Below are 24210 nucleotides of genomic sequence, written 5' to 3'. Positions count from 1 at the left end.
ATCTGCGCAATGGGCTCTATTAAACTTGTTAATTGACCCGGTTCAACCCCACTCCCCACTTTCTTTTCATCATTCATCTTTATCCTCACATTTTTTCGTTTATTAATTGTAAGCGACTCTCATTTCACTATGACCTAATCATGTCCTAAAACACGTAAAAAGGGCACAAAATGAATCAATTTTGGCATTAAAAAAACAGATGATTATCGCTGCAAGCCATTGATTTGTATGAAATAAACCCATTGACTCTGTTTGCGCTATTTCCGACTGTTAATCCGCAGGTCACAGGTTCGAGCCCTGTTCGGGGAGCCAAAATTTCAAAGCCCAGCTATTTATTTAGCTGGGCTTTTTTATTTTTATGATTCCCCCCTACTCCATGATATTTGAACGTATACGCCAACGTCTGACGCAACAAACATCGTTACCGCAGGCGCACCAGTCTAAATAAACCTCAAGCTGCCATTACAGAGATAAATAATCAAAAAATTTATAACTTCAGTTCAAATGATTATTTAGGTTTTGCTAATCACCCAACTATTATTCAGGCACTACAAAAGGGGGCGACAAACTGGGGAGTAGGAGCTGGAGCAGCCCATTTAGTTTCGGGCCATAGCCAAATACATGAAGAGTTAGAGCAAGCCTTGGCCCGACTAACAAAACGCCCTCGTGCTTTATTGTTTAGCACGGGTTATATGGCTAACTTGGCAGTGCTTAGTTCTGTGCTGGAAAAAGGCGATACGCTCCTACATGATCGACTCAACCATGCCTCTTTAATTGATGGAGGCTTATTAGCTAACTGCCGTTTTATGCGTTATCAACATGCAAATATGCCGCATCTTTTACAACGTATCACAAAGGCAAAAGGACACATACTCATTGTCAGCGATGGGGTTTTTAGTATGGATGGTGATATTGCCCCTTTAAAGGAGCTAGCTAAAATCAGTCAACAACACCAAGCAGCTCTCATGATTGACGATGCTCATGGCTTTGGGGTTCTGGGAGCCCATGGTGCAGGTAGCCTTGAGAGTAACCAGTTAGGAGTTGAAGAGGTGCCTATTCTCATGGGGACATTAGGAAAAGCGTTGGGCACAGCCGGCGCTTTTGTAGCTGGTTCTGAGGAGCTTATTGAGTATTTAATTCAATTTGCGCGCCCCTACATTTACACCACAGCTTCCTCACCCGCAATGGCTGCGGCAAGCTTAGCAACTTTGGAGTTACTTGATAAAGAAGCATGGCGTCGACACTATCTGACAAAACTCATCCATTACTTTAGAGAACAAGCACAACAACGAGGATTACCTCTTTTACCTAGTAGCACGCCCATACAGCCTATTATTATTGGTGATAATGCTCGTACTATGTGGCTAGCACAGCAATTACAAAGCCACGGCTTTTTAGTGGGTGCCATTCGCCCCCCTACTGTGCCTGAAAACAGTGCCCGTCTACGTATTACACTCACTGCAGATCACCAATATGAGCAAATCGACGCTCTACTCAACACGCTCGCTCTACTCTATTTTAAACAATCATGAATTCTTTATATATCCTTAATGGCTGGGGAGTAAATGAATCAGTACTAGAGCCTTTACAACAACATCTGGCTGAGCTCATGTCTTGTAAAATCATCAACCTGCGTGATTATCATCAAAGCTCTTTGGCGCTCAGTCTAGCGTACTTAAAACAAAAAATCCCAAAACATAGTCTGGTGATAGGATGGTCTCTAGGTGGTATGTTAGCAATACAACTTGCTGCAGTGCATCCACTTAAAGCTATAGTCTGCTTAGGCAGTAATCCTAGCTTTGTGGCTAATACCACATGGCCTGCTGCCATGTCACAAGTTCAGTTTACTCGCTTTTATCAAAATACCTTAACTGCTCCCGAGTCCAACCTAAAGCATTTTTTGCGTCTTTGCGTCCACGGAGATAAACAACTACGTACATTAAGCACTACTTGGATAGATACTAAGCTTAGCCATCAAGCCCAAATATGGGGGCTTGATATGTTGCAGACTATTAATAACACGCATCTTTTAAATCAACTCTCCACCCCCCAACTTCATGTTTTTGCCGAGCATGACGCTTTAGTCCCTAGTCAAGCACAAGAACTACTGGCTTACCAGCACCCTCTTATTTGCTCACATATATTGCCTGCAGCTAGCCACGCTTTTCCTTTTAGCCATGCGCAGGCAGTATTTCAACTCACCCAATCTTTTATTATGTCATTGTGATGTTTTGTATTCATAAGCAAGCCGTTGCCCAACGATTTTCTGCTGCTGCAGCCACCTATGATCACGTCGCCTATCTACAACGTACCGTGGGCAATCACTTACTTGAACAAATTCCCACCTCATTATCAGCTAAACACGTTTTGGATTTAAGGGCAGGCACAGGTCACTTTAGCCAACAACTTAAGCTACGCTTTCCTTCAGCCCAAATTACTGCCGCTGATTTAGCATTAGGGATGCTGCAGCATGCACGTCAGCATCAACAAGCCGATGCCTATCTATGCGCTGATATGGAGCATCTACCTTTAGCGGCCAACAGTATAGATATTATTTTTAGTAGCTTAGCAGTGCAATGGTCTTTAAATTTTGAGCGTACACTGACAGAATGCAAACGGGTGCTACGTCCCAGCGGTCTATTGGTTTTCAGTAGTGTATTAGAAGGTAGCTTAATTGAATTAAAAAACAGTTGGGCAATGGTAGATAACGAAACACATGTTAATCAATTTAGGACTAGGCAACAATACGAAAGCATGTGCACGATTAGCCATTTCTCGCTGGTAAATCTCCATGAAAAAACGTACTGCTACTATTATGATGAACTAAGACAGCTAAGGCATGAGCTACGTGATCTAGGGGTTAATCACTTACATGCAGGAAGACGACCTCATTTAGGTGCCAGAGCTCGATGGCAACAGTTGCACGCTGCCTACGAGAAACTTAGACAGCCCCAAGGGCTTCCTTTATCGTGGAAAATAATTTATCTAGTGTTAAGAAAGCCATGCTAAAAACTCGTACTTTTTTTGTTGCAGGAACTGACACTGACGTCGGTAAAACAACTATCGCCTGCGCTTTACTCTATTTAGCTAAACAGCAAGGTTTCAGCACCTTAGCTGCTAAACCTATCGCTTCTGGTTGTACGCTGGCATGTTCCAATTAATAAAAGTGAACGATTGTCTGATGTAGCTAAAACCTTACAACTGCCTGTTATTGTAGTGGTAGGAATTAAATTAGGTTGTATTAATCACGCTTTGCTTACCGTAGAAGCGATTGAGAGCGCAGGTATTCGCATTGCTGGTTGGATAGCAAATCATGCCACACCACATAGCGAGGCGGCACAGGAAAATATTGACTACTTAATGCAAAGCCTATCTATGCCTTGCTTAGGTGTGGTGCCATATTTACCCCATGCTTCAGCATCAGCTATTTCCTCCTATCTTCATCTCCCACATTTACACAATTAATAAACAACTACTAATTATGTCTAATAACTCTTTAAATGCACAATGGATGCAGCGTGATTTATCCGTATTGTGGCACCCATGTACCCAGATGAAAGACCATGAGTCTATGCCTGTCATCCCTATCAAAAAAGCACAAGGTTTGTATCTAGAAGATTTTGAAGGAAATCGTTATTTAGATGCAATTAGCTCTTGGTGGACAACCTTATTCGGCCATTGTCACCCCTATATTAATGAGCGCATTAAGGATCAAGTAGATACATTAGAACATGTGATGCTAGCTGGTTTTAGCCACCAACCGGTTATTGAGTTATCGGAGCGATTAGTCAAAATCACTCCTGAGGGCTTAAACCGCGTGTTTTATGCTGACAATGGCTCTTCCAGTATTGAAGTGGCATTAAAAATGAGTCTGCACTATTGGATTAATGTGGGGCGCCCAGAAAAAAAGCGTTTTGTTACCATAACCAATGGCTATCATGGTGAAACGATTGGGACTATGTCGGTAGGCGATATTCCTTTGTATACAAATACCTATAAAGCACTCTTATTTGATTGCATTAAAGTCCCCACACCTGATTGCTATTTACGTGACGAAGGCGATGATTACGAAACGCATAGCCGTAAAATGTTTAAACTCATGGAGCAAACATTAGCTGAGCACCACCATGAGATCTCCGCTGTTATTCTTGAGCCCTTAGTCCAAGGGGCTGCTGGCATGCGCATGTACCATCCTATTTACCTATCATTGCTACGTGAGGCCTGTGATAAGTATGATATTCATTTAATTGTGGATGAAATTGCTGTAGGTATGGGACGCACAGGTACTTTGTTTGCTTGTGAGCAAGCAAACATGACTCCCGACTTCATGGTGTTATCTAAAGGTCTTACGGGAGGTTACCTCCCCTTGGCTGCCATTTTAACTACAGAAACCATTTATAAAGCGTTCTATGATGAATACGAAAAACTCAATGGTTTTCTACACTCACATACCTACACAGGAAACCCTTTAGCTTGTGCCGCAGCACTTGCTACTCTGGACTTATTAGAACAGAACAACACCATCGTCAAAAATCGAGTTTTAGCACAGCACATGACCGATGCCACCGCTCATTTGCATGAGCACCCTCATGTATCTGAAGTCAGGCAAACGGGGATGATTTTGGCCATTGAAATGGTGCAAAACAAAGCCAAAAAAACCCCGTATGACTGGCGTGAGCGTCGAGGTCTGCGTGTTTTTGAATACGCAATGAGCCAAGGTGCTCTTTTACGCCCCTTGGGGAATGTGATTTATTTTATGCCCCCCTACATCATTGAAAAATCACATATTTATGAACTAGCTCGTATTGCTACAGAAGGAATAGACGTAGCTTGTAGAGAATAATTAACGCACCACATGTAAGAAATGCATGTGGTGCTCATATTGATCAATGATGTCCTCAATGACTTCATGCTTAGTCCAACCCATAATGTCGTAATCTTGCCCCCCTTCCATTAAGTGCACCTCGGCACGGAAGTATTTACGGTCATCACTGGGTTTACCTTTGTCTTCTGCTTCGAAGTTTGGGCGTACATAAGCACGAGGGTGTACTTCATACACAAAGTTGGCTTCTTCGTTATGCTGCACTTCAAGCTTCACTCGTTTTTCTGTTGGATTATTAATAATGGCGGTGTGATAGCCTTGCTTACGCAATTCATCAGACACCGATTCAAAAGCACCTAAAACGGTTTCCTCAATAAAACGATTCACATGAGAGCGACGTGGGAACATCACAATACTGCGTAAACGACGTTGCCAACCCCCCTCGCTTTGCTGTTGGCGATTGGGGTGATGTACTGCGCTTTGCTGACGTAAAACACGTTTGGTGGAGTCCGTGTCCAAGGCTTTAAATAGCCCCCAAAAAGCAATCAATAGAATCACAGAAAAAGGTAAGGCACTAACCAAGGTGGCGGTTTGTAAGGCATTTAAACCATCACTCATTAATAGCGCAATAGCCACAACCCCTGTAGAAGATGCCCAGAAAATGCGCTGCCACACAGGTGTGCGCGTCTGACCGCCGGAAGCGAGCATATCCACCACTAAAGAACCGGAGTCCGCCGACGTGATGAAAAACAGCATCACCATAATAATGGCAATAAAAGATAAAAAGGAGGAAAAAGGAAAGTGCTCTAAAAAAGCAAATAAAGCTATAGAACTATCCGCCTGAATGGTTTCCGCCAAACTGGTCATGCCCAGATCCATAATCATATGGATAGACGTATTACCAAAGACTGTCATCCATAAAAAGATAAAACCCGATGGAACAATTAAAATCCCCACTACGAACTGACGAATGGTACGACCACGCGATACACGAGCAATAAACATCCCCACAAAAGGAGACCAAGAAATCCACCAACCCCAATAAAACAATGTCCAACCACCTAACCAATCGGTTTGATCATAGGCATACAGGTTAAAGGTTTTATTAACAATATCCGACAGATAGCCACCCGTGTTTTCCACAAAGCTTTCTAACAACAAAGAAGTCGGACCAAAAACCAATACCAAAATTAGCAAACACGCAGCTAAAAACAGGTTAGTTTCGGAAAGAATTTTTACCCCTTTATCTAAACCTGATACCACCGATAGCGTTGCTAAAGCCGTAATGCCAATAATAAGCAGTGTTTGCATATTGGCACTAATGGGCAGATCAAATAAATAGTTTAAGCCCGTGTTAATTTGCAATACGCCATAGCCTAAGGTGGTGGCGATGCCAAGTACGGTGCTGATAATGGCGAAAACATCCACAGCGTGCCCCATGGGGCCATAAATACGCTCACCAATGAAAGGGTATAAGGCTGAGCGCAGCGTTAGCGGTAAACCGTGTCTATAAGAAAAGAAAGCTAAAATTAGCGCTACTGCGGCATACAACGCCCAAACATGTAAACCCCAGTGGAAAAAAGTCAATCTAATGGCTTCACGAGCGGCTTCTGTGGTGCCGGGCTCGCCCGTAGGCGGCGTGAGAAAGTGCATCACAGGTTCAGCTACACCGAAGAACATGAGGCCAATCCCCATACCGGCAGAAAACAACATGGCAAACCAGGAGGTATTGCTATAATCGGGCTCACTGTGATCAGGGCCGAGTTTAATGTCGCCATAACGGCTAGCGGCCATAAAGACCGTTCCAATCAACATCAGACCCAAAGTCAGAATGTAAAACCAGCTCGCATTGTCTATAATCCAGCCTTGGGCTTGATTAAAAAGTTGCTGAGATTTTTGTGGCAAAAAGCCAACAAATAAAACCAAAGAAATAATCAGCAATGCTGATGTATAAAAAACAGGTGGGTTAATGCTGCCACTACTAAGCTGTGGCTTATCCGTATCCATAGGAAGTCCTAAGCGCGGCTGACCGCGGCTTCAGTTAATAAAAAAGAATAGAAGGGGCTAATCATACACAATCTTTCGAAGCTCACCCAGCTAAAGCAAAGGGCTTCTTATCGTCATCGGTTTCTGTGCCGTGATATAGAAACTAAACCGCAGCTATTGTCTAAGGTACCCGTCTATTTCACTGGCCGTGCTTCGTGCTGTGCGCAGCACTCCAGTTAATGTGGCTGATGCCATACCAGTCCATTCCCCATACCCCACCAGCCAAAGGCCGGGCATCTGGCTTACCTGCGTTCCATCTACATCTACCCTATCCTCTTGCACTATGCCAAGGGACGCCAATGGCTGTAACGCCGGGCTAAATCCCGTACACCAAATAATCGCATCCAACTCCTTTATTGTGCCATCCGCCCATTGCACTCCCGTTTTGGTAAACCGCTCAAAGGGTTCTATAGCCTGCAATACTCCGCGTCGTCTAGCATCTATAACAGGTGGCAGCATAACAATATCACCAAACCCAGCAGGGAGATCCGTAGGGTCTCTACCTTCTTGTTGAGCTCGCCACCGAGCAGTAGCCCGCTCAAAAAGCACCCGCCCATCCACATCATCAGGCAAAAAAGCCGGAGGTTGTAGGGTGACCCACGTTGTAGAGGCAGCGGTTAATGACACCTCCGCTAAAATTTGCGCTCCTGAGTTTCCTCCCCCCATAATCAATACCTTTTGATTAGTAAATGGCTCGGGAGATACATAATGTGCCGAATGCATTTGGTGGCCTGTAAAGGTTTCTAGACCAGTAATTTTCGGAATGTACGGATTACGCCAAGTACCTGTTGCCATTACCACCGTCCGAGCCTGCCAACTTTTAGCGCCAGCACTCACTTTGAAACCACCGGCTATGAGTTCAATATCCGTCACCATAACGGGACGCTTAATATTGAACTCATAACGTTTTTCGTATTGTCGAAGATAGCTAATCACCTGATCTCGACTTGGGTAAATTTCTTTTGTTTCAGGCATAGGCCAACCAGCGATAGAACTCCAAGAAGACGGAGAGAATAATCTCAATGAGTCCCATCCATGCTGCCAAGCTCCACCCCCTTCTTTCTCAGCATCTAACAGCAGCACCGATTGTCCTGTTCTACGCAGAAAATAGGCGACCGACAGACCAGCCTGCCCAGCCCCAACAATAATCACATCGTAAAAATCTTCCGATAACTTACAAGAGTCTTCCAATCCAACACGCAGTGGTCCCAAGTTAATACTCTCCAATAATTCGAATATTATCTTTAAACTCCTCCGAAATCTCTCCCTCTGGCAAAATATCATAAGGTTGGTCTTCAGGATGCTCATACTCCATGCCGTCCATAGATTCCTCTTCTGCTAGGGTGCCATAGGCCACCACAAACTCGTCATAAGAAGATCTAATGAACAAGGCTATTTTTCCTGTAAATTCCGTCTCAAACCTTAATTCCACCGCACAAAGATTGCCTTCATAATCCTCTCTTAGTTCTTGCACATTTAACTCATCTATACACACTTTTTCCCCTTCTATTTCTATAACCGTAGGAATAGAAAAGGTCACGCGGCCTCTAGTAATATCAAATCGATTCATAATTCACCTAATCCTTAAATCCTTAAATCCTTAAATATACATAGCATATTTTCTTAATCTGGCAATGAGCTCGTCAACTAGCTCTAGGGCTTTTTCATAGGCGTCCATATTATTTCTAAACAGGCGCTCTGGCTCCTTTTTTTCACGCCATACTTTGGCTAAATCTGAAGCAACTAAGGGAGCACTCCTACCTTCATTTAAACGCTGCATAACAAACAGTTCAGCTGCAGTGAAGTGCTCAATGCTACTCGCATACCACGCATTAAAATCACTAATATGCAACTTATAATGTTGACGATCCCACGCTAGCTGCTCTACCCCATCCACTAAACCCACATAATAATCTTGCAAACAATACGGTAAATCTTCATAACTGCGACACACTTCAATAGGTACAAATAAAAATAAGTGCTCTAAGGCACTCTGAGCTAACTTTTCACTTATTCCTTTTTGTTGGGCAAAAATTTTCAAATCCCTTCCGGACACTGGACGTGGCCAACTTTGTCCCAATTGTTCAAGCATCGTTTGCACACTTTCACACTCAATATGGATTTTCTCTGTTAGGGTTTTATAGACACAGGCATTCTGCTTTTCAAACCAGCCCGCAAACAATAAATCAGGCAAACGTGTTAAATCAGCTTCATGGGCATACTTAGCCGCAAACGATTCTCGTAGCACCAAACTTTTTCTAAAACTTCTACCCACGGCATAATCTAACAGCTGTTGCCGCTCAAGTGGATTCTTTTTTGTTTGAGCTACGTGCTTAAAAGCAGTATTAGCATGTAAGCCATGTGGTTTTAATAAATCCTCTCTTACCTCCACGTCCCCCACATGGCGAAGATCATATTGCTGCGCTAAGTGGGCAAATTCAGTCAGATACATGGGGTTATTATGTAACTCTAAATACTCATGAGCTAAATAATAATCATCACGCGAAGAGGTAGGAATGCCTTTTATCACATGATCAAAGATAGGCTGCAGAGGATTATTTGCTGCTAAACCTTTTTTTACAAAAGGTAGCAAATCGCGTGATGCTGATATACGTGCTTGAGTACTAGTCGATTCAGCACTATGCCAGAGCATCATCTCACGCAATAACTCATGTGCCTTCCAGCCTGGATACGTATTAAAGCTAATATAAGCCGCCCCCTCAGCACTTAGGTTTTGCTGACAAATCCTAAATAAAGCGGGTTGAATTTCCTCGGGCACCCAGCTCAAAACACCATGCATGATAATGTAATCAAACTCCCCCCATTCAGGAGTAATTTCTGTTAAACATTTAGCATACAGCTGAATGTTTTTTAAGCCAGCACGTTTAATAACTCCTTGCCCTTCACGTATTTGGTGTTCAGAAATATCAATACCCACTATGCTGGCATTAGGGTATAAAAAAGCAGCTGGTAAACAATTCCCTCCGGCGGCACAGCCTATTTCTAAAATTCTCGCGGTGGAAACAGGCGGGAGTGTTACACCATATAAATGGGCCGCAGCGCGAATATAGCCAGGGGCACACCACTTGAAAGCATTGGAAAAATAAGGCGTCTCCTGATAAGAATCCGCTAACTGCTCTAAAACTTGATCCAAATCCTGCATAAACCTGACATTCGCCTATTCAATCACCTAAGATTACAATTATGTTTTTACTCAACCCAAGGGGCTTTTCCAGTGAACAAAAACCAAGCTGATAAACTCCGTGTACGCTTACATAGTTACGCGGAATCCATCGGAAACCTGTTAGTAGAAGCGTTCCATTACCTCGCCTTATTTGTAATAGGTGGCATTACCGTTTGGGCTAGTACTATGGCTGCCTTAGAGATGCTAGCAAAAGGTACAGCCACAATTGATGATATTTTGCTGCTCTTTATTTATCTAGAGCTAGGCGCCATGGTAGGGATTTATTTTAAAACGAATCACATGCCGGTACGTTTTCTAATCTATGTGGCGATTACCGCTTTAACCCGCCTGATGATTTCTGATATCTCTCATCATAATGACCCTAATATGGGGGTGGTTTATATCTCTGGCGCTATTTTATTACTTGCTATTGCCGTCTTAGTAGTGCGCTTTGCCTCATCTCGCTTTCCTGCTGTTGAGGGTAACACCAAAAGCCACCGGGTGAGTGATGAAAGCCATGAAGGCATAGAACCATAAAAGACTCTATGCTCTTATGCAAACCTTCAAAGACTACCAAAACGTGTTTCTAGATACTGAATAATATCATTGGACTCATACAACCAACGCTGTGTGCCGTCTGCTTCAGTTATACGTAAGCATGGCACTTTACGACGGCCACCTTTTTGAATTAACTCCTGTTCATCTGCTGGGTTTTTGTTAATATCACGCAAAGGCACAGGTACATTAAGTTTATGCATAGCACGGCGCACTTTAATACAAAATGGACAAGCGTTGAACTGATACAAAGCTAAACTTTTTGCCGCCTCATCTACTTGTGCTTGTACTTGCGGGCTACGTTGTTTTTTAGCAGGTCTAGTTATACAGTCAATACCCGCTATGATTGAGCCCAAACCATTACGAATTACTTTTAAGATCATAAAATGCCTTTTTTTAATATTCCCTGAATAGTTATTCAGCTATTTATATATATGCATCTAATTTAACATGGTAGTACACCTCATACGCACTGCACTTACTTAAAGGCCTGTTATGTCTACACGAAGTCGGCTGTATTTTCACAGTTTTATTTTACTGCTTAGCGTGGTATCGCTTGCTTTTATTTGGGTGCTTTTACCTTTTTATGCGGCGATATTTTGGGGCATTATTCTTGCTATTATTTTTGCACCGGTACAACGCAAACTATTAGAAAAAACCAATGGTCGTAAAACCATTTCAGCGCTATTAAGTTTATTGTTCATTATATTACTCGTAATTATTCCGGTTATTTTAATCAGCACCTCCATCATGCAAGAGATGATTATGCTGTATAAACGCATGGATAGTGGGGATATCAACGTAGGGGTATATTTAGAGCGAGTGCTCTCCTCACTCCCTCCTAGCATTACAGATGCCTTGAAACGATTTGGTATTAGCGATCTCAGTGATTTAGGGGATAAATTTTCAGATTTTGCCGTTAAATCAGGGCAATTTCTCACCAAACAAGCACTTAGCCTGGGCTCAAATACCTTTCAATTTATTATTGGCCTAGGGATAATGCTGTATTTATTATTCTTTTTATTACGAGATGGCTCCGAGCTTGCCAAACATTGCACTAGACTCATTCCTTTAAGTGATGATCAAAAAATCCATCTCTTTAAAAAATTCACCACCGTAATACGTGCCACAGTTAAAGGCAACATTGCTGTTGCAGCTACCCAAGGCGCCTTGGGTGGCATTATGTTTTGGATTTTAGGGGTAGAAGGTCCTTTATTTTGGGGAGTACTTATGGGAATACTTTCTCTACTTCCTGCAGTAGGTGCTTCACTTATTTGGGCCCCCGTAGCGATTTATTTTTTTAGTAGTGGAGCTGTCACGCATGGGATTATTCTCACCGCTTATGGCTTAATAGTAATTGGCTTAGCAGATAATATATTACGCCCCCTACTCGTGGGTAAAGATACGAAAATACCCGATTACATTATTTTAATATCCACTTTAGGCGGACTTTCTGTATTTGGTTTGAATGGTTTTGTGGTGGGGCCGCTCATCGCTGCTATGTTTATGGCTTGTTGGGATTTATTCCCTTCCGCCATTCAACGCCAAGAAGAAGCGAGTCGCAAAGAATAAACGTTATGGTTACGAAAATAGTAATAATGCATTTACAACAAAGGCAAGAGCCCACAACAAGCTACGTAGCGAGGCCTTGTCTTTGATATAGGCAAAAATATAGGCTAAACGAAGTAATAACCAAGCGACAGCATACCCACTAATCAATACAGAGTCATTACCGTTAAAATGTGCAAATAATAAGGCGGCATAAAAATAAGGCAAGGACTCAAACAAATTAGCCTGAGCGGCATTTGCTCGTCCGCGCCAACCACTTTGCTGTGCCAACCAGTCACGCGGCTCGTGATTGCTAAAGCCCTTGCCCCCTGCTTTGGCACTCACTGCTGCCACAAAAGGCAGCAAAGCCGCTAAGAAAATAAAAACCGTTATAGACATAAATTCATTTTTTAAAAACTACGTGCGCTTTCTATCCCTAAACTATCTAAGGTTTCAGTTATTGTATGCGTTTGCTCAGGAGTACGTGAGTGCATCACTAAAGCCCAGTGATTTTCATGGACAGCTGTCTCTACTTCTTGAATTACTACCTGATGATCAACGCGCATAGTAATAAAGCCACCAAACATTAACCCCCCAGAGGTGGCAACAAACAAAAAAGCAATCAAACTCACAATAGGTGCTGACCTAAGTAAAGAAATGTCTAAATAATATAAAACACCCCACAATACAGCACCAAATATTAAACCTAGTATGCCAAATAAAACATGTGATTTAATAGCAGTACGTTTAACACCTTGATCTTCTGGCTCTAACTTATCGGAATAATCCTCCTCATTAGGCGCTACAATATCAAACTGATTGGGGTCTAGACCTTTTTCTTGAATTTTTTGAGCACATTCTTCTGCTGCACTTTTAGTTTTAAACACAGCAACAATTTTTGTATTAGATTGCTCACCAGATAATACATTGGCAGTCATAATTGCCTCCCATATTATTCATCTGTTAAAAACACTTCTATGCATCTATACTTCTACTTTAGCCTAATAATTCAACTAAAAAATATCTATATGTAACAATTAACAAGGAAGAATTTTTATGCGTATCCATAGCCCTCAATCCGTATTACATTTTTGGTTTCATTCCTTGACCCCTGAACAATGGTTTATGAAGGATATGAGTTTAGATCAACGTATTAAGCGGCAATTTCTATCTACTACTGAAGCAGCAGCTAGAGGTGAATGCCATCACTGGCGTCACTCTATACATGGTCGTTTAGCTGAAATTATTGTATTAGATCAATTTTCCAGAAATATATGGCGTGATACACCCCAAGCATTTGCCCATGATGCAATGGCACTTGCCTTAGCGCAAGAGGCGATCAAACGCGTAGAATATAACTATTTAACCTCTGCAGAAAAACAGTTTACTTTGATGCCTTACATGCATTCTGAATCGGCCCTTATTCATCAGGAAGCTTTGGAATTATTTTTTCAAATAAAAAAAGAAAGCCCTTCCGCTTATAAATACGAGGTATTACATAAAGAAATTATTGATCGTTTTGGGCGCTATCCTCATCGTAATAAAATACTAGGCCGTACCTCCACCACAGAAGAAAAACTTTTCCTCCAAGAGCCCAACTCTTCCTTCTAATTAAAAACACTTTATGAATCAAACGCTAAACATTTGCTGGTTCAGACAAGATCTACGCATAACCGATAACCCTGCCCTTCAAACCGCTATACAACAAGGTGATGTATTAGCTATTTATATACAGGATGAGAAAAATGCAGGTGATTTTGCTATGGGTGCAGCGAGCCGTTGGTGGTTGCACCATAGCTTGGAAGCGTTAAATCATAGTCTAAATGGCAAGCTCAATATTTATGAAGGTGATGCCCAAGCCATTATTACTAAGCTCACACAGCGCTTTAATGTAAAATCCATACATTGGAACCGCTGTTATGAGCCATGGCGTATTCATCGTGACTCTCTCATAAAAAAACATTTAAAAGATAATGGCATTTTAGCTAAAAGCCATTCCGGATCGTTGTTACATGAGCCATGGACGGTGCATAAAAAAGATGGTACGCATTATCAAGTATTTACGCCGTATTACAAAACATTAGCAGATCTACCTGAGCCTTCCACTCCTCTTGCTTCTTTAGCACCATACAGCTTAGAAAGATTGGTCACAGATAAAGACAACCTGCTTAATCTAAAGGCTTTAAAATTGTTACCCACTGTGAGGTGGGATACAGTCATTGCTGCTAACTGGCAACCAGGTGAAAAAAACGCCCAGCTACAACTGCAACATTTTTTAGCTAGTAGAATAAACAATTACAAAACAGGTAGAGACTTTCCCGCTAAAAATAATGTCTCTGGTTTATCACCTTATTTACACTTTGGTGAAATATCGCCGAGACAAATTTGGCATGCTTTAAAAAAGCTACCTGATAACGAAAACACCGAACACTTTCGACGTGAATTGTGTTGGCGTGAATTTTCCTATTATTTATTGTTTCACTTACCACACCTTCCCACAGAAAATCTACGCCCCGCTTTTGATGATTTTCCTTGGCAACACAACATCGAGTGGCTTAAAAAGTGGCAACAAGGCAAAACCGGTTACCCTATAGTGGATGCTGGTATGCGTGAGCTTTGGCAAACAGGCTACATGCATAATCGGGTACGCATGATTTGTGCTTCTTTTCTAGTAAAAAACCTATTAATAGACTGGCGCTATGGTGCAGAGTGGTTTTGGGATTGTTTACTAGATGCTGATTTAGCAAATAATAGTGCCAGCTGGCAATGGGTGGCTGGCTGTGGTGCTGATGCGGCGCCTTATTTCAGGATTTTTAACCCCACCACTCAAGCCGAAAAATTTGACCCTAGCGGCAATTATATAAAAAAGTATTTACCTGAGTTAAAAGATTTACCCATTAAGTATCTTTTTACGCCTTCTGAAGCCCCAGCTCATGTATTAGCACACGCCAACATCACCCTAGACAAAGACTATCCACGACCTCTAGTGGAGCTTAAATCCTCTAGACAAACCGCTTTAGATGCTTATGCACAAATAAAAAAAGGAGCATAAAACTGGTAGGGTGTACTCCAGTTTCTTACTCTATTTAGATGCTTCACGCTGATCTAACACTAAACCCGCTAAATGAATACCAGTTTCATCAAATGTTTCATGAATAAAATCTACCCCTGCTTGACGAATAAGCACAGTATTTTCTTCATGCAAACTATAACTTACTATCAAACCAGAAAAACCACTTTTACGTAATTTTTGTGCGGCAATAAGTTTAGCCTCTAATTCATTGGCTGACAGCACCACAAATCTTAAATTAGGCGCAGCAAGCCGACGCCAAAACACAGGATCAGCGGCGTCGGCAAACATGATGTTAATACTTTCTTTTGTTTTCTGTTCTACTAATATAGGATCAGAATCTAAAGCCATCACATCTAATCCTTGTGCTACTAGTGCTTTGTAAGTGGCTGAGCCAGTACGCCCCATACCTACAATTAACACTTCCTCTTGTAACAATAATGGCTGCTCATCAGGATGATAACCACTGCGCTCCAAGGGCATAAGACGTCGACTATAGCGCTCATAAAGCGGATGAGCAAAGCGATTGAAAGGGGCAGACACCAGAAAAGAAAATGCAACGGCTAATGCTAAAGGAATGAGCCAGTCTGACAAGGCTACACTAGCTACAATCAACCCAAACTCACTGTAATTTGTTAGGCTTAAACTAGTTAAAAAAGCACTACGAGATCGCAGTTTAAAACCAATTAATAAACCAAAAAACAAGACGCCTTTTAAAGGTAATAACAAGGCTAAAAATAAGGCAAACCAAATGGCCTGAATATCAGGTAACCCACTCATCCCTATTTGCAAGAAAAAGCCTACCAGAAAAATTTCTTTAATACTCCAAAGTCCTTTAGCCAACTCATCTGCCCGCGGATGACTGGCCAATAAAGCCCCAAAAGCTAAGGCGCCCAACTCTGAACTTAAACCCACTTTCTCAAAACCAAAACCGCCAAATACCAAAGCCAGGAGTAAACCAGAAAGCACCAGCAACTCATCATGCCCACTGTAGTCAACTAAGCGATAGATAATTGGCCGCAATAACGGGATACCAAACACCACCAAGGCCCACAAAGACGGCGTTTGGCCGCTCACTACACTCATGACTCCAAGTGCTAATAAGTCTTGCACCACCAAAATACCAATGGCCACTCGACCATGAAAAGCCCGCAACTCCCCTTTGCTTTCTAATACCTTAGCCGCTAGAACCGTACTAGAAAAAGACAAAGCTATGGCTAACATAATGCCCGTATACCACGAGACATCAAGAAAAAACACAAACCCTGGAGCGATTAAAAAAACACTGATAATAAAATAAAGTACACCTCCGCCTAACACTTCCGGCCGCACTAAACTCTTTACCTTGAGCTTTAAACCAACCGTAAACAACAATAGAAGCACACCTAAATGCGCAATATGTTGTAGAGCCTGAGTACTTTCTACAGTGACATCTACCGTTTGCCCTAAGGCATTAATAGCAAAACCAGCGATTAAATAGCCAATAAGCGGGGGGAGTCCAATAAAACGTACCCCCATTCCTAGGCTAAAAGCGAAAACAATCCATACCGCCTCAATCACAACCAGCCTATCTTTTTAAATTGTCTATATAAGCTTCCGCACACTACCCCCATTGCCCCAAGTACAGCAGGATAGCCAAAACGTAGATCTAATTCTGGCATGTGCGTAAAGTTCATTCCATAAATCCCAGCTACTGCCGTAGGTATGGCCAGAATAGCGGCCCATGCAGCAAGCTTTCTAGTAATATCATTTTGTTGCAGCTGCACAATCATCATGCCGGCTTCAAAAGCAAAAGCTAAAGTATCTCTTAGGGATCGGATTAAATCGGCTTGTCTATCAATACGATCAGCAACCTCATAAAAATAAGCCCGGCTATCGTCGCCAATATATGATAAATTTTGACGCATAAACCTACGTGAAAGCTCAGCTAACGGTGCAATACTACTTTGTATGCGTAATAAAGTGCGTCGTAGTCTATAAACTTGCTCTATGTCCCTTTTCTCTGAACGACCTATAAAAAAATGCCTTTCTGCTTTAAGTACTTGTTTTTCAAACTGCAATAAACTTTCTGTGTAATCATCTGTGATGAAATCCAAAATTTCAGCGACTACATAATCAGCCCCACGTTCAATTTGCTCAGGCGTTTCTTCTAAATATGTTTGCACCTCAAGATCGGATAAAGAAGTATTGCGCCAAACACTGATTACAAAACCCTCGCCAAATAAAATCTGACTTTCTCCAAAACCCACAACACCTTTATGTAAATGCACAGTGATAGCTACCACCAAGCTCGCCTTTTCATATTCCACCACTTTTGGCCTGAGATGCTTGGTTTGCATTTCATCTATAACTCGCTCTTGCTTTACAAATCGTGGTAATAACTCAGATAGCTCTTCATCTGTGGGGTTAGTCAAACTTATCCATACTAAATCACCTTCTACTTTTGGCACAGACAATTCTACTGCCTTTATCTCTACCGCAGGCTGATTTAAAGCGTAGTATTTAATACGTTTAGACTTAATTAAAAAATGATCTTGAGACATAAATCGAGATGCTTAGATGTTGAAAATAGTCTCCAATATATCACGTATTATTCACACACTTAGCTTGCTTTCACTGTGTTAGAAACCGGATAACCAGCGTTCAAATCGAGATTTTCTTTGATAGCTTTTAATATTTGTATTACCACACTTAGGACAACTGTAAAAAACATCTATCCCTTCAACTAATTGTTCATTTTTAGGGTAGGTATTTTTTTTCCATAAACAAATGGAGCATTCGTAAGTACGTGCAGAAGCCGATTCTGATGGGAACCCTGTTTCAGACATAATCATCTCCTCTGTTATTAACAAAACAAATGTACCACTCTTGAGATGATCTGCACGCTAGGGTTTATCTGAAGACGATTTAAATCACACGGCTAAAAAATCTCTTACAAAAGGCGTTGCGGGCTCAGAAAATAATTGTTTAGGTGTGGCCATTTGCTCTACATGACCTTGATTTAAAACGACTATTCGATCAGCTACTTCAGCTGCCTCATCTTGATCATGCGTGACAAACACACTGGTTATATTTAACTCTTTATGTAATTCGCGCACCCATTGACGCAACTCCTTGCGCACTTTAGCATCTAATGCACCGAAGGGCTCGTCTAATAATAAAACATTTGGTTTTACTGCTAATGAACGGGCTAAAGCTACGCGCTGACGCTGCCCACCAGACAACTGCGCTGGATAGCGAGCGCCTAAACCTTCCAATTGTATTAACTCTAATAACTCTAGAACCGTTTTTTGTATAAGCGCTTTGGAGGGCCGCTTGGCCTTGGGCAACATACGCAAGCCAAAAGAAATATTATCAGCGACGGTCATTGACGGAAATAAAGCATAATTTTGAAATACAAAACCAATACCGCGCTCACGCACAGGAATCGCTGTGCAGTCTTTACCATTAAGAAAAATCTGCCCGGTATCAGCGGACTCTAAGCCTGCAATAATCCGTAATAATGTGGTCTTCCCGCACCCAGATGGTCCTAATAAAGCCACTAATTCACCGGAATCTATAGAGATTGAAACGTGGTCTAGCGCTTGATGATTTTCAAAGCGCCGAGAAATATGCTTAATGCTAATGGACATAGTAGAAACATCTTTATGAGTCTGTAAAATTCCTCTTAGTTTAAATTATATAAAACAAGTTCTTTATATGATAAAAGAATATACAAACAAATAAAACATCTTTTACCCAAGTTGCTGCGCACTGCACAATAAAAATATTGATTAATTAATTTACGGTTATTTCAAGGACAGCTAATGCGCACACTTAAATCTACTTTTGTTCATTTTACATTAGCAGGGCTAACAGCTACCGCTTTACCTTTAAGTGCTCAGGCTCAGACTGACACGCTTTTAAACGCCTCTTATGACATTGCTAGAGAATTATTTGCTGAATATAACCCCTTATTTGAAGCGCAATGGCAAAAAGAAAACAACAATCCGCTTAAAATAGAACAATCGCATGCAGGTACCTCTAGACAAGCCCAAGCGATTATGCAAGGACTTAAAGCCGACGTAGTGACCTTTAATCAGGTTACTGATATTGATGCTCTCGCTAAGCGTGGTTTTGTAGCGCAAGACTGGCAAGAGAAATTTCCTAATAATGCCTCCCCTTACTACAGCACCATTGCATTTTTAGTGCGTAAAGATAATCCTAAAAACATTCATAACTGGGATGATTTGGTACGTGAAGATGTCAAAGTGATATTTCCTAATCCCAAAACGTCAGGTAATGCGCGCTATAGCTATTTAGGCGCTTGGTTATTTGCTAATGAAACATTTAACGGCAATGAGCAACAAACCCAAGACTTTGTGCAAAAACTGCTGCATAACGTAGAAAACTTTCCTACAGGAGGTCGCGGTGCTACCGTCGCTTTTGCTAATAACGATCAGGGAGATGTTTTACTTACCTTTGAATCTGAAGTCATCAACATTGCTAATAGTGATGAATTTAAAAAGCACGAATTTGAGATTGTTGTGCCCCCGGTGAGCGTACTCGCTGAATTTCCTGTAGCAGTAGTAGAAAAAGTCACAGCTCAACAAAAAAGTGGTGCTGAGGCTAAAGCTTACCTAGATTACTTATACGCCACCCCAGCCCAAGAACTATTAAGCCAATACAACTATCGTGTGCACGATGAGTCCATAAAAAGCCAGCTACCAGAAGTACGTTTGATTAATCCTACTGAAATTATTGGTAATTGGGACCAAATTCAAGACACGCATTTTGTCTCTGGTGGCATCTTAGATCAGCTACTCGTTAAATAATAATTTAATAATTTCTCTTTTGCTCATGTCTAACACTTCTACTTCTTTTCACTGGCGCTTAAACCTTATAAAACAAAAAGCCGTATTGCCAGGCTTTGGGCTGAGCTTAGGTATTAGTGTGTTATACATTAGCCTGATTATTTTATTGCCTCTATCTGCGCTCTTTGTGTATGTCAGCGACATGAGTTTAGCGCAGTACTGGGCTGCTATTAGCCACCCTCGCGTGGTGGCGAGCTATAAAACCACGCTCAGTGCAGCCCTATTTTCTACATTTATTATTAGTTTAATTGGGCTACTATTCGCTTGGGTATTGAGTCGCTATCAGTTTTGGGGTAAACAATTCGTCGATGGTTTAATTGATTTACCCTTTGCCCTGCCTACGGCAGTAGCTGGTTTAACCCTAGCCACATTATTTGCTTCCAATGGTTGGTTAGGACAGTATTTTCATTTTTTTGGTATCAAAATTGCTTTCACCTGGCCGGGTATTGTGGTGGCCATGAGCTTTACAAGCTTGCCGTTTATTGTGCGCTCTGTACAGCCTCTAATAGAAAACTTAGATCACTCCTTAGAAGAAGCGGCGGAAACCCTAGGGGCACAACCATGGCAACGATTTTACTATGTGGTACTGCCGATTTTATTACCTGGATTGATTACTGGGGCTTCACAAGCCTTTATTCGTTGCTTAGGTGAATTTGGCGCTGTGATATTTATTGCTGGCAATAGCCCTTATCAGACCGAAGTTTCCTCTTTAATGATTTTTGTGCGCTTGGCTGAATACGACTATGCTTCTGCCGCTGCGATTGCTTCCGTAGTTCTCGCCACCTCATTAATTTTATTGTTTGGACTGCAAATAGCTCAACAACATTTATTTTTCAAAAAGCGATGAAATCTTCACTCTCTAACACCCAGCGTAGCTTGCTCGTATTCACATTAGGACTCATATTTATTATTTTAGTCCTACCACTGCTACTCATTATAAGCCAAGCTTTCAGCCAAGGGTTTACTGGTTTTTGGCACGCTATCATTGATTCAGACATGCGTCATGCCATAGCGTTAACCTTGTTAGTAGCAGCAATTAGCGTACCGATTAATTTAGTATTTGGGGTATTTTTAGCTTGGTGTGTTACTCATTATCGCTTCAAAGGCAGACAATTACTTATCACGTTAATTGACATTCCTTACGCCACCTCCCCCGTAGTAGCCGGTCTTTGTTATCTAGTGGTATATGGTGCAGAAGGTTATTTTGGCCCTTGGCTTACAGAGCACAATATACAACTAATGTTTGCCTGGCCGGGATTAGTCATGGTGACGATGTTTGTTACCAGTCCTTTTATTGCTCGTTTATTAATTCCTTTAATGCAAGAACAAGGCTCAGATCAAGAGTACGCTGCCCTAACCTTAGGGGCGAATGGTTGGCAAATCTTTTATCACATCACACTACCAAAAATAAAATGGGGATTATTGTATGGTGTGATCTTGAGTAATGCACGTGCTATTGGTGAATTTGGTGCGGTGGCAGTGGTGTCTGGCGCTATTCGTGGTCAAACCTTAACCCTTGCTTTATTAGTAGAACAACTAAACGATGACCATAAAGTAGTAGGCGCATTTAGTGCAGCTTTACTTTTAGCGGTAATGGCATTAATAACCATAAGCTTTAAAACATTATTAGATAGAAAAGTGTAAAACTCAAAGAGATCCTATTTTTACTTGTGCTATGATTGCCACTCCTTTGTAAACTGCCTTTGAAAAGCAGCTTTACGTGTTTGGCGCTCTAGGATTGGGAGGATCTCATCAATGTCGCTTACACTTTCTTCTTTATTTAATCGCTATTGGAACCCTTATTTTTCTTTAATCATAGCAGGGGTTCTTTCTGCACTCTACTTTGGCTTAACGGGTACGGTCTGGGCTGTAACAGGTGAATTCACCCGTTTAGGTGGGCATTTACTTCACTTACTTGGCGTAAACACCACGGACTGGGCCTATTTTGACTTAGTAAAAATGGATGGCAGCACTTTTAATCGCTCAGATGGTTGGATAGTTTGGGGGATGTTTGCCGGTGCTCTCATCATGGTTTTACTCGCTAATAATTTTAAAATCCGTATTCCTCAACAAAAACGCCGTCTGTGGCAAGGCCTAGTGGGAGGAATTATTGCCGGCTTTGGGGCCCGTATGGCCATGGGCTGCAATTTAGCGGCTTTTTTTACGGGTGTACCGCAATTTTCCTTTCATGCTTGGATTTTTATTGTAGCTACAGCTATGGGTACTTTTTTAGGAACCCAGATTATTAATAAACGCTGGTGGAAAGGCCGTCCATTATTATCCAAAGGCCACGGCTCAATTAAACCGTCTCGCAAGAAAAATGAACAATTACAACCCCTCTTGGGTAAATTATTTGCACTTGGCTATCTTAGTGGAGTGATGTATTTGTTTTATAGCGGAAAAACCCAATTAGGAATAGGTGCCTTGTTTGGTCTAAGCTTTGGCATTTTAGTAGAACGAGGCCAAATTTGTTTTACAGCTGCTTTTAGAGATTTATGGCTATTAGGCAAAGCCACCATGACAAAAGCTATTGTCATTGGAATGGGGGTAAGCTCTATTATTACGCTATTTATTATTAGCAATACAGATCTCAGTCCTATTACTCAAATCGCTGCGCCTAGCACCTTTGTAGGCGGCCTACTCTTTGGTATGGGCATTGTAATGGCGACTAGCTGTGAAACCGGGATGATGTATAGATTGATGGAAGGGCAAGTTGTCTATGTGGTCGTGTTTATAGGTAATATCATAGGCGCAACTGTATTGGCTTATTCTTGGGATCACTGGGGAGTTTATGATTTATTGGCTGCCAGTGGCCAAAAAATTAATCTAATCCCTTATTTTGGCCCCTCTACGGCTATAAGTATTACCTTAGCTTTATTAGCTATTTTATATTTTTACACTTTTATTAAAGAAAATAAGCACTTTACTAATTATGCCTAATACCTCTCTTAACCCCGCTTTCACTTTAGATTTACGTGGCGAATCTTGCCCCTATCCACTTATTTATACCTTAGAATCATTAGAAGGAATGGCTTCAGGAGAATTATTACAAATAATTACGGATTGCCCTTCTTCTTTTAGAAACATACCGGAAGAAATGGACAGACGCGGTTATAGGTCAGCTATAGAGCCAATTCGTAATGGGCAAGAGTTTTTATTTTATGTGTATGCTTAATCATTAAACGATTTTAACGCACGTTTATATAACAAGAAACGTCCTGAGTATGGTTCTGGCTCCTCTTTATTATTATAAGCAAATGGGCGCTGAACTTTTTGGTCATGTGCCAAGTCAAAACCATACTCAGCCATACTTCGGCTAAAACGGTTTCTATAACCACGATTTGGATCCATAACCCACACTTCAGATTTAGCGGCAGCATGCTCATGAATAAAGGCGGCTACTTGTGCTGGACTACTGGGCTCGTACAGTAAATCACTACCCATAATTAAATCATAACGCTTAGATAGTATAGGAGCAGCTGTGTCGTCTAATGACACAGACTCTTCCCGGCCCCATTGGCCATACTTATATGCCATTTCAGGCAGCTTATTATTAAGCAGATTTTTATTCAAAAAATGGCCGGCTAAGGGATGCCGATCACTAGCAGTGACGTTGCCACCCAAACGATGAGCTACCAAACTAGCAATGGCCAAACCACAACCAATTTCTAATATACGCTGTTTAGGATCAACGGGTTTTTTTGCAATCTTAATAGCTAATTGCACTCCAGACGGCCACAACATACCAAACAATGGCCATGCTGCGGAACAAATACCCAAACGCTCTGCTGCTCCGGTGGGATCGTAGTACTGCGTTCTGTCTGATAGCGTATAAATCTCTAGCGGCTTTTGACCTGATATATCTATAGTTCGTAGAATTGTTTGATAGGGTTGTGTATTTGTCATAAATAGCTACCGTAGTTAAGATAAGTATATATTAACACAAGCTATTTCAGACTTTTTTTAATAAGTTTTATATATTAAAGATGAAGGAACAATGATGAAAAAAGTAATAGACATAAAAAAAACCCCCGTTAGATCACTAACGGGGGTTTTTGGTATAAGAGCTTGACAATGACCTACTTTCACAGGCGTTCGCCCACTATCATCGGCGCTAAGGCGTTTCACTGTC

The 24210-nt window shown here is 41.5% G+C and carries 26 protein-coding genes and 1 pseudogene; 15 read left to right on the top strand and 12 right to left on the bottom strand.

The window, feature by feature from the left end; all coding sequences use genetic code 11:
- Positions 1-461 precede the first annotated feature (461 nt).
- From bioF to AC2UZJ_RS11710, 6 genes are read left to right on the top strand one after another with little or no spacing between them, the layout of a single operon-like run.
- Positions 462-1532 carry an 8-amino-7-oxononanoate synthase gene (gene bioF, locus AC2UZJ_RS11735; RefSeq protein WP_486950343.1) on the top strand — a complete coding sequence of 357 codons (1071 nt, stop codon included), beginning with the start codon at positions 462-464 and terminating at the stop codon, positions 1530-1532.
- On the top strand, positions 1529-2227 hold the full coding sequence (locus AC2UZJ_RS11730) for an alpha/beta fold hydrolase (RefSeq protein ID WP_486950342.1): 699 nt from the start codon (positions 1529-1531) through the stop codon (positions 2225-2227). Before bioF ends, AC2UZJ_RS11730 begins: the two co-directional genes overlap by 4 nt.
- A complete protein-coding gene (bioC, locus tag AC2UZJ_RS11725; RefSeq protein ID WP_486950341.1) occupies positions 2227-3009 on the top strand; it encodes a malonyl-ACP O-methyltransferase BioC in 783 nt (260 codons plus the stop codon). Before AC2UZJ_RS11730 ends, bioC begins: the two co-directional genes overlap by 1 nt.
- The gene (locus AC2UZJ_RS11720) at positions 3003-3161 is read left to right on the top strand and encodes an AAA family ATPase (protein WP_486950340.1); all 159 of its coding nucleotides are present in this window, start codon (positions 3003-3005) and stop codon (positions 3159-3161) included. The genes bioC and AC2UZJ_RS11720 overlap by 7 nt, the downstream gene beginning before the upstream one ends.
- A 13-nt stretch (positions 3162-3174) precedes the next feature.
- Positions 3175-3465, top strand: coding sequence for an ATP-dependent dethiobiotin synthetase BioD (bioD, locus tag AC2UZJ_RS11715; RefSeq protein ID WP_486950339.1), 291 nt, complete (start codon positions 3175-3177; stop codon positions 3463-3465).
- A 16-nt stretch (positions 3466-3481) separates the two neighbouring features.
- A complete protein-coding gene (locus AC2UZJ_RS11710) occupies positions 3482-4843 on the top strand; it encodes an adenosylmethionine--8-amino-7-oxononanoate transaminase (protein ID WP_486950338.1) in 1362 nt (453 codons plus the stop codon).
- Here AC2UZJ_RS11710 and AC2UZJ_RS11705 read toward each other — a convergent pair whose 3' ends face one another.
- The 4 genes from AC2UZJ_RS11705 to AC2UZJ_RS11690 form a co-directional block, all read right to left on the bottom strand.
- Positions 4844-6829 carry a BCCT family transporter gene (locus AC2UZJ_RS11705; RefSeq protein WP_486950337.1) on the bottom strand — a complete coding sequence of 662 codons (1986 nt, stop codon included), beginning with the start codon at positions 6827-6829 and terminating at the stop codon, positions 4844-4846.
- A 153-nt stretch (positions 6830-6982) separates the two neighbouring features.
- Positions 6983-8080 (bottom strand): ArsO family NAD(P)H-dependent flavin-containing monooxygenase, encoded by a 1098-nt coding sequence (locus AC2UZJ_RS11700; RefSeq protein WP_486950336.1) that lies wholly within the window; start codon positions 8078-8080, stop codon positions 6983-6985.
- Between the two features lies 1 nt (position 8081).
- On the bottom strand, positions 8082-8438 hold the full coding sequence (locus tag AC2UZJ_RS11695) for a hypothetical protein (RefSeq protein WP_486950335.1): 357 nt from the start codon (positions 8436-8438) through the stop codon (positions 8082-8084).
- Between the two features lie 30 nt (positions 8439-8468).
- Positions 8469-10031: a methyltransferase regulatory domain-containing protein gene (locus tag AC2UZJ_RS11690; RefSeq protein WP_486950334.1), complete on the bottom strand. Its 1563-nt coding sequence runs from the start codon at positions 10029-10031 to the stop codon at positions 8469-8471.
- Positions 10032-10103: 72 nt separating this feature from the next.
- On the opposite strand from AC2UZJ_RS11690, the gene AC2UZJ_RS11685 reads away from it, so the two are divergent.
- Positions 10104-10589 (top strand): phosphate-starvation-inducible protein PsiE, encoded by a 486-nt coding sequence (locus tag AC2UZJ_RS11685; RefSeq protein ID WP_486950333.1) that lies wholly within the window; start codon positions 10104-10106, stop codon positions 10587-10589.
- A gap of 26 nt (positions 10590-10615) precedes the next feature.
- Here the strand turns inward: AC2UZJ_RS11685 and AC2UZJ_RS11680 are convergent, their stop codons facing one another.
- Entirely contained in the window at positions 10616-10990 is a 375-nt protein-coding gene (locus tag AC2UZJ_RS11680; RefSeq protein WP_486950332.1) for a glutaredoxin family protein, read from the bottom strand.
- 112 nt (positions 10991-11102) lie between these two features.
- On the opposite strand from AC2UZJ_RS11680, the gene AC2UZJ_RS11675 reads away from it, so the two are divergent.
- Complete coding sequence (locus AC2UZJ_RS11675; protein WP_486950331.1) at positions 11103-12179, top strand: AI-2E family transporter; 1077 nt, start codon at positions 11103-11105, stop codon at positions 12177-12179.
- A 9-nt stretch (positions 12180-12188) separates the two neighbouring features.
- Here AC2UZJ_RS11675 and AC2UZJ_RS11670 read toward each other — a convergent pair whose 3' ends face one another.
- On the bottom strand, positions 12189-12554 hold the full coding sequence (locus tag AC2UZJ_RS11670) for an MAPEG family protein (protein ID WP_486950330.1): 366 nt from the start codon (positions 12552-12554) through the stop codon (positions 12189-12191).
- 11 nt (positions 12555-12565) lie between these two features.
- Positions 12566-13093, bottom strand: a complete 528-nt coding sequence (locus tag AC2UZJ_RS11665; protein ID WP_486950329.1) for a hypothetical protein — start codon at positions 13091-13093, stop codon at positions 12566-12568.
- 118 nt (positions 13094-13211) lie between these two features.
- On the opposite strand from AC2UZJ_RS11665, the gene AC2UZJ_RS11660 reads away from it, so the two are divergent.
- On the top strand, positions 13212-13766 hold the full coding sequence (locus AC2UZJ_RS11660; protein ID WP_486950328.1) for a DUF924 family protein: 555 nt from the start codon (positions 13212-13214) through the stop codon (positions 13764-13766).
- A gap of 13 nt (positions 13767-13779) precedes the next feature.
- On the top strand, positions 13780-15207 hold the full coding sequence (locus AC2UZJ_RS11655; protein WP_486950327.1) for a cryptochrome/photolyase family protein: 1428 nt from the start codon (positions 13780-13782) through the stop codon (positions 15205-15207).
- A 30-nt stretch (positions 15208-15237) separates the two neighbouring features.
- Here AC2UZJ_RS11655 and AC2UZJ_RS11650 read toward each other — a convergent pair whose 3' ends face one another.
- The 4 genes and pseudogenes from AC2UZJ_RS11650 to AC2UZJ_RS11635 all read right to left on the bottom strand — a co-directional run.
- Positions 15238-16785, bottom strand: coding sequence for a cation:proton antiporter domain-containing protein (locus AC2UZJ_RS11650; protein WP_486950326.1), 1548 nt, complete (start codon positions 16783-16785; stop codon positions 15238-15240).
- A complete protein-coding gene (locus AC2UZJ_RS11645; RefSeq protein ID WP_486950325.1) occupies positions 16782-17768 on the bottom strand; it encodes a magnesium and cobalt transport protein CorA in 987 nt (328 codons plus the stop codon). The genes AC2UZJ_RS11650 and AC2UZJ_RS11645 overlap by 4 nt, the downstream gene beginning before the upstream one ends.
- Before the next feature lie 78 nt (positions 17769-17846).
- Positions 17847-18053 carry a hypothetical protein gene (locus AC2UZJ_RS11640; protein ID WP_486950324.1) on the bottom strand — a complete coding sequence of 69 codons (207 nt, stop codon included), beginning with the start codon at positions 18051-18053 and terminating at the stop codon, positions 17847-17849.
- 93 nt (positions 18054-18146) lie between these two features.
- A pseudogene (locus AC2UZJ_RS11635) lies at positions 18147-18857 on the bottom strand (sulfate/molybdate ABC transporter ATP-binding protein); the annotation flags it as partial.
- 174 nt (positions 18858-19031) lie between these two features.
- Here AC2UZJ_RS11635 and cysP point away from each other — a divergent pair.
- The 5 genes from cysP to yedF all read left to right on the top strand — a co-directional run bounded on the left by cysP (position 19032) and on the right by yedF (position 23253).
- Entirely contained in the window at positions 19032-20039 is a 1008-nt protein-coding gene (cysP, locus tag AC2UZJ_RS11630) for a thiosulfate ABC transporter substrate-binding protein CysP (protein WP_486950323.1), read from the top strand.
- Positions 20040-20064: 25 nt separating this feature from the next.
- The gene (cysT, locus tag AC2UZJ_RS11625; RefSeq protein ID WP_486950322.1) at positions 20065-20925 is read left to right on the top strand and encodes a sulfate ABC transporter permease subunit CysT; all 861 of its coding nucleotides are present in this window, start codon (positions 20065-20067) and stop codon (positions 20923-20925) included.
- Positions 20922-21722 (top strand): sulfate ABC transporter permease subunit CysW, encoded by an 801-nt coding sequence (cysW, locus tag AC2UZJ_RS11620; protein ID WP_486950321.1) that lies wholly within the window; start codon positions 20922-20924, stop codon positions 21720-21722. Before cysT ends, cysW begins: the two co-directional genes overlap by 4 nt.
- A 111-nt stretch (positions 21723-21833) precedes the next feature.
- Positions 21834-23018, top strand: coding sequence for a selenium metabolism membrane protein YedE/FdhT (gene yedE / locus AC2UZJ_RS11615; RefSeq protein ID WP_486950320.1), 1185 nt, complete (start codon positions 21834-21836; stop codon positions 23016-23018).
- The gene (gene yedF, locus AC2UZJ_RS11610; protein WP_486950319.1) at positions 23011-23253 is read left to right on the top strand and encodes a sulfurtransferase-like selenium metabolism protein YedF; all 243 of its coding nucleotides are present in this window, start codon (positions 23011-23013) and stop codon (positions 23251-23253) included. Before yedE ends, yedF begins: the two co-directional genes overlap by 8 nt.
- Here the strand turns inward: yedF and AC2UZJ_RS11605 are convergent.
- Positions 23250-23984 (bottom strand): class I SAM-dependent methyltransferase, encoded by a 735-nt coding sequence (locus AC2UZJ_RS11605; RefSeq protein WP_486950318.1) that lies wholly within the window; start codon positions 23982-23984, stop codon positions 23250-23252. The genes yedF and AC2UZJ_RS11605 overlap by 4 nt on opposite strands.
- Between the last annotated feature and the right edge of the window lie 226 nt (positions 23985-24210).

It is taken from the genome of Paenalcaligenes sp. DL 309 (assembly GCF_057475285.1).
Note: the sequence above shows the minus strand (reverse complement) of the source record. Positions and strands in the feature narration are given on the sequence as shown.